The organism is Pseudoalteromonas sp. S558 (genome assembly GCF_005886635.1).
GTDB lineage: Bacteria > Pseudomonadota > Gammaproteobacteria > Enterobacterales > Alteromonadaceae > Pseudoalteromonas > Pseudoalteromonas aliena.
In genome coordinates, this window is record NZ_PNDU01000094.1 from 1 (window position 1) to 5,732 (window position 5,732).

At 38.3% G+C, this 5,732-nt stretch carries 5 protein-coding genes; all 5 read right to left on the reverse strand.

What is annotated here, in order from left to right; translation table 11 throughout:
* Positions 1-279 precede the first annotated feature (279 nt).
* The 5 genes from pilB to CWB66_RS07795 all read right to left on the reverse strand — a co-directional run bounded on the left by pilB (position 280) and on the right by CWB66_RS07795 (position 5,402).
* Positions 280-1,956, reverse strand: coding sequence for a type IV-A pilus assembly ATPase PilB (gene pilB / locus CWB66_RS07775; protein WP_138584917.1), 1,677 nt, complete (start codon positions 1,954-1,956; stop codon positions 280-282).
* A 115-nt stretch (positions 1,957-2,071) separates the two neighbouring features.
* Positions 2,072-2,716 (reverse strand): dephospho-CoA kinase, encoded by a 645-nt coding sequence (gene coaE / locus CWB66_RS07780; protein ID WP_138584918.1) that lies wholly within the window; start codon positions 2,714-2,716, stop codon positions 2,072-2,074.
* A gap of 1 nt (position 2,717) precedes the next feature.
* On the reverse strand, positions 2,718-3,602 hold the full coding sequence (locus CWB66_RS07785) for a prepilin peptidase (RefSeq protein WP_138584919.1): 885 nt from the start codon (positions 3,600-3,602) through the stop codon (positions 2,718-2,720).
* A gap of 16 nt (positions 3,603-3,618) precedes the next feature.
* Positions 3,619-4,845, reverse strand: coding sequence for a type II secretion system F family protein (locus CWB66_RS07790; protein WP_138584920.1), 1,227 nt, complete (start codon positions 4,843-4,845; stop codon positions 3,619-3,621).
* Positions 4,846-4,958: 113 nt separating this feature from the next.
* A complete protein-coding gene (locus tag CWB66_RS07795; protein ID WP_138584921.1) occupies positions 4,959-5,402 on the reverse strand; it encodes a pilin in 444 nt (147 codons plus the stop codon).
* Positions 5,403-5,732 lie beyond the last annotated feature (330 nt).

The following is a 5,732-nucleotide window of genomic DNA, read 5'->3' on the forward strand; positions in this document are numbered from 1 at the left end:
GCTTTAAATTAACGTAACATGTCATCTGTATAATTAATCTATCTCGAGCAGCTATTTTCAGCGCTAACTGCGTTGAATTTACTTACAATAGGCCCGCTATTGACGCGTAAATTCGCTTTGTTTTCATTGAAAATCTCTGGCTAGAGAATAATAAATTTAAATATCACCATGATTCAATACGTTCGTAAATCTCTTAACCAGAGTTCAGGTTACTTAGATGTGAGTCTCTAAGTATTCTAAATTATATCTTCAGAGCTTTATAATTATTACGGTGAGTCTTTAAAAATTAGTCACACGGTTAATTTCAGCAAGCGAGGTCATACCATCAGCGGCTTTACGAATACCAGATATACGCAAATTATTAAACCCAGCTTTAAGTGATACATCTGCTATTTCTAATGAGTTGCCGCCGCGCATAATAATTTGGGCAATTTCAGGAGTGATTTGCATAACTTCGTAAATACCCACACGACCTTTATAGCCATCAGTGCAGCTATCACACCCTTTCGGTGCATAAAGTGTCATTTCACTTATTTGTTGTGCGCTAAAGCCTTGGCGAGTGAGTTCTTCGCTTGGTAGTATTTCAGGCGTTTTACACTTAGGGCATAAACGACGTGCTAGGCGTTGGGCTATAACTAAGCTGATCGAGCTTGCTACGTTATAAGCTGGCACACCCATATTTAATAAACGGGTGATTGTTTCCGGTGCAGAATTAGTATGTAGGGTTGATAATACTAAGTGGCCGGTTTGTGCCGCTTTAATAGATATTTCGGCGGTTTCTAAATCACGTATTTCACCCACCATTACCACGTCTGGATCTTGACGTAAAAAGGCGCGTAATGCATTAGCAAAGGTCATATCCGCTTTAATATTAATTTGTACTTGGTTAATACCTTCAAGGTTAATTTCAACCGGATCTTCTGCGGTGCTAATGTTGCGCTCTGGTTTATTTAGTATGTTTAAACCAGTGTAAAGTGAGACCGTTTTACCAGAACCGGTTGGCCCTGTTACTAAAATCATACCTTGTGGCTGAGCAAGTGCATCCATATATAATTTTTTTTGTTCTGGTTCGTAACCTAATACATCAATGCCTAGCATAGCGCTTGAAGAATCAAGGATACGCATTACTATTTTTTCGCCCCACAGCGTTGGCATCGAACTGACACGAAAGTCGATACTTTTTCGTTCAGTTATTTTTAGTTTTATACGGCCATCTTGCGGTTTACGTTTTTCAGCAATATCGAGGCGCGCCATTACTTTTATACGCGCAGAAAGTTTAGTTGCAAGAGTATTGGGTGGACTTGCTACTTCGTGCAAAATGCCATCAATACGAAAACGGATGCGGTATTTGTGTTCATAGGGCTCAAAGTGTAGATCAGACGCGCCTTTTTTAATTGCATCCATCAAAATTTTATTGATGTAAACAATGATCGGCGCATCTTCTTTTTCATCATCTTTTGGTGCGGAGTCTTTTACACCTTCGGTGTCTAAGTCTGCAAATTCTTTAAATTCATCATCACTTAAATTTAAACTTCCCGCTGCATCGAGTAATTGCTCAATTTTATTATTGAGCTGAATATAATCAACAACAACAATCTCACACGACAAACCAGTGCTAAATTCAAAATTTTCAAATGCGCCATAGTCGGTTGGATCAGAGGCTGCGATGTAAACTTTTCTATCTTTTTTTACCAGCGGTAAAATATGATGCTTGCGAATAAGCTTTTCTTTTACCAGCTCTGCAGGAATTTTAGCAGGATCAAAATCTTTTAGATCGAAGTAGGGTACGCGAAATAAATCGATGCATTGTGCAGCTAAATCTTTACTGTCGATTTTGCCACATTTAGAAATAAGCTCAGCTGTTGAGGTAAATTCTTGTTGTTTTTCTTTGACCATATCTGCATCGATACGACCAAGGGTAATAAACTTTCTCAATAACGGTGAGTTAATATTCATTGCGCACCTGTTTAAATCTTTCAATGTTAACAATTTATCAGAAAAAAGAAGGGGATTACATCACTCTTCACAATCTAGGCTAATTTTATAAGCTGAAACAGTAATATATGACCGTTTAAGTTGTGTTTTTTGACACTAATTTTAAGTAATGATCATGAAGTAACAAAAGATCTAACTTTACGAGTGCTAAATCGCGGTCGTTATTTAAAATGTCGTCCGCTTTTTGCTGTTTATTTTCACGAGACATTTGCGTGGCAATAATACTATTTACTTGATCAAGACTCACGCCGTCGCGTTTAACGGTTCGCTCTACTTGTATGTTTTTAGGTACGTCTATGAGGAGAGTACGATTGCACTGTTTATCAAGGCCATTTTCAAATAACAATGGTGCAACTAAAACGACATAAGCACTACTGGCCGCATTTAAATCGGCGAGTATTTTATTACGGATCAGAGGGTGAAGTAAGTTATTTAGCCACTCTTTATCTGTATGGTTAGTAAAAATACGGGTGCGCAAGGCACTTCTGTTTAACGTACCATCGCTTAGTAATATCTCTTCACCAAAGTGAGCAATTATTGCATTTAAACCTGTGCTGTTGGGTTCTACCACTTGGCGAGCGACTATATCGGCATCAATAATTGTTATCCCAAGCTCCTCAAACATATTACTGATAGCTGTTTTACCGCAGCCAATACCACCGGTTAAACCTAATACCCAATTTGGGCTTTTGGTATTTTTTTCACCTGTTTGCTTATTCATTTTAGTAACCAACTAAATTTAAATACATAGTTTGCAGTTGGTTGCCCCAAAGCATAGTGATCCAACCTGCGATTGCCAAGTAAGGGCCAAAAGGAATAGGGGTGGCTTTGTCTTTTCCTTGAATACTTAATAATGTAATACCAATAATGGCACCGACTACGCTTGAGAGTAATATAATCGTGAGCAGTGATTGCCAACCAAGTAGGGCACCAAACACGGTAAGTAATTTAAAATCGCCGTAGCCCATACCTTCCTTACCGGTAAGTAACTTAAATAACCAAAATACACTCCATAAGCTTAAATAACCGCAGGCCGCACCAATAATGGCATCGCTGGGTGATATGGTATAGCCCATTACAGATGCTATTAAGGCAAGCCACACAAGCGGTAATGTAAGCTGGTCGGGTAAGAGCATGTGATCAATATCAATGAATGTTAATGCAACTAATGCCCACGTAATTAAAATGTAGAGTAATGCTTGTTCATTAGCACCCACAGTATATGCAACAGCTAAGCTCAATAGCGCGGTAATGGCTTCAACAAGTGGGTAGCGTGCGGCTATCGTATTTTGACAACTTGCGCATTTTCCTTTTAATGCGAGCCAACTAATAATTGGGATGTTTTGCCAAGGTTTAATGGCGGTTTTACAGTGCGGGCAGGTTGAGTTGGGTTTTACTAAATTAAATGGCGTGGTATTTAAAGGTGCGCTATTTTTAAGGTCATCCTCTAATAAAATACGGCATTCACTTTGCCATTCTTTTTGCATCATTAACGGTAGCCGATAAATGACCACATTTAAAAAGCTACCTACACATAAACTAACTAAACCAATGGTGGTTAAGTAAAACCACAATTGGCTTTGCATTACTTCTATAATACTTTGCATATAAAAAACCAAATAATTAAATAACAGAACCAAGTTGAAAAATAGGAAGGTACATAGCAACAATTAAACCACCGACCAGCACACCGAGTACAGCCATAATTAATGGTTCTAATAAGCTAGATAAGCCATCAACTGCATCATCTACTTCTTGCTCATAAATAGTGGCTACTTTGGCCAGCATATCATCAAGTGCGCCAGACTCTTCACCAATGGCAACCATTTGGATTACCATATCGGGGAATATTTTTGAATTGCGCATAGCCCAGTTCATTTGGTTACCAGAGGCAACCTCTGCTTTTATATCTAAAATAGCATAGCGATATACCGCATTACCTGAGGCACCCGCCGCAGAATCAAGAGCCTCAATTAACGGCACACCAGCTGCAAACGTGGTAGAAAGTGTGCGCGCGTAACGCGCAACGGCCGCTTTATTTAAAATCATGCCTATTACTGGTAGTTTTAATATAACCCTATCGTTGGCATCACGCAGTTTTAAGCTTTTAAGTTTGGCTTCTTTAAAAACCCACCCAGCGGCAACCATTATTATTAGTATAATCCACCAGTATTCCTGCATAAATTCAGAAATAGCAATCACAAATAAAGTAAATGCAGGCAACTCAGCGCCAAAACCAGCAAAAATGTCCTGAAATTGCGGGACTACAAATATGAGCAAAATAGAAGTAACAATCCCTGCAATAGCTAATACAGACATAGGGTAAAACATGGCTTTTTTAATTTTTGATTTAAGCGCTTCAGATTTTTCTTTATAAATAGCAACGCGATCAAATATTTTATCAAGTGCACCCGATTGCTCGCCCGACTCAACTAAATCACAATATAAGTCATCAAAATAACGTGGGTATTTTCTAAGTGCAGTAGACAGAGGTTGGCCTGCTTTTACGTCACCTGCAATCGCTTCCATTAGCTTGCCAACGCTTTTATTAGTTGCGCCTGAACCAATCATTTCTATCGACTGTATAAGGGGGACACCTGCCATGAGCATGGTGGCAATTTGTCGGGTTACTAATGCGATGTCTTTTGGCGTTATTTTTTGCGTGTGTACGCCAAATAAAGGTTTTGGCTTACGTTTAACTTTTGATGGGGTGACCCCTTGCTTGCGAAGCTGTGCTTTAACAAGTGCTATACTTGTGCCTGAAAGCTCTCCTTCAAGACGTTTTCCTCGGGCGCTAACACCTACCCATTGAAAGGTATCGAGTCCCTTGTCTTGCTGCTTTTTTGCCATAGATAAAACTACCTAAAGGTATTTGTATATTAATTATAAGCTAACAAATATAGCATGGTTATAGTTACTAAAAAAAAACGCTCAAATGAGCGTTTTTTTAAATCTATGTATTATTAACCATCATCGCCAGGCACTTCGCTACCTGCAGCTGTTGGACACGTTTTGGGAGCTAGAGTTGTATCCGTTAGTTCTGAAGTAACACAAGACCAAGCGCCTGCATCTGTTCTTGTCCAAGTTAGTGTAGCGCCTTTAATTTGTGTTGGAGCATTTACAACTATACATTTGATGTTATCTTCTCCTGGGGTAATCGTACAGTTCTGGGTTGGAGATGTTAACCCCATTTGTTCTAGTGTTGGTGTTGTAACGCCACTGTTTTTTGCTATTTCAAAACCAGTCCTACCAGATGAGATTTCTGCTAAAGCTGCCGTTAATTTAGATGTTGATTGATACTTTGAATATGCAGGCAATGCAATAGCAGCCAAAATTCCGATGATTGCTACTACAATCATTAATTCAATTAGGGTGAAACCCTGTTGTTTTTGAGTCATTGTTTTCATGTTTCCTCTCCTAAAGGATAGATTTTTGTATGTTAAATCATGTAAGTGGCAAGCCGCTTAACTTAGTTGATTTATTTACCGTTTTATTTAAAGTAAATTTTACTGCATTTTTAGCTTAGGTTTAAAACACCAAAGCTAAATACGAATTCATTGTATACAAGCTATTAAACGATTAACTAAACACTCATTCCTTTATATGCTAGTAATACCAAAGTGCATAAATCTTTGAACAATTTAACGAATTAAATTGCACTATAACGTCGTTAAAAATTTTTTATTTAGAACAACTAGATACAAAAATTTTTGCCTAGTTCTAGCGTAATTTTCATT

What these genes read in the sequence shown, in the direction of transcription:
- pilB (WP_138584917.1), bottom strand. Translation starts at nt 1,956, where the DNA reads ATGAATATTAACTCACCGTTATTGAGAAAGTTTATTACCCTTGGTCGT.
- coaE (WP_138584918.1), bottom strand. Translation starts at nt 2,716, where the DNA reads ATGAATAAGCAAACAGGTGAAAAAAATACCAAAAGCCCAAATTGGGTA.
- CWB66_RS07785 (WP_138584919.1), bottom strand. Translation starts at nt 3,602, where the DNA reads ATGCAAAGTATTATAGAAGTAATGCAAAGCCAATTGTGGTTTTACTTA.
- CWB66_RS07790 (WP_138584920.1), bottom strand. Translation starts at nt 4,845, where the DNA reads ATGGCAAAAAAGCAGCAAGACAAGGGACTCGATACCTTTCAATGGGTA.
- CWB66_RS07795 (WP_138584921.1), bottom strand. Translation starts at nt 5,402, where the DNA reads ATGAAAACAATGACTCAAAAACAACAGGGTTTCACCCTAATTGAATTA.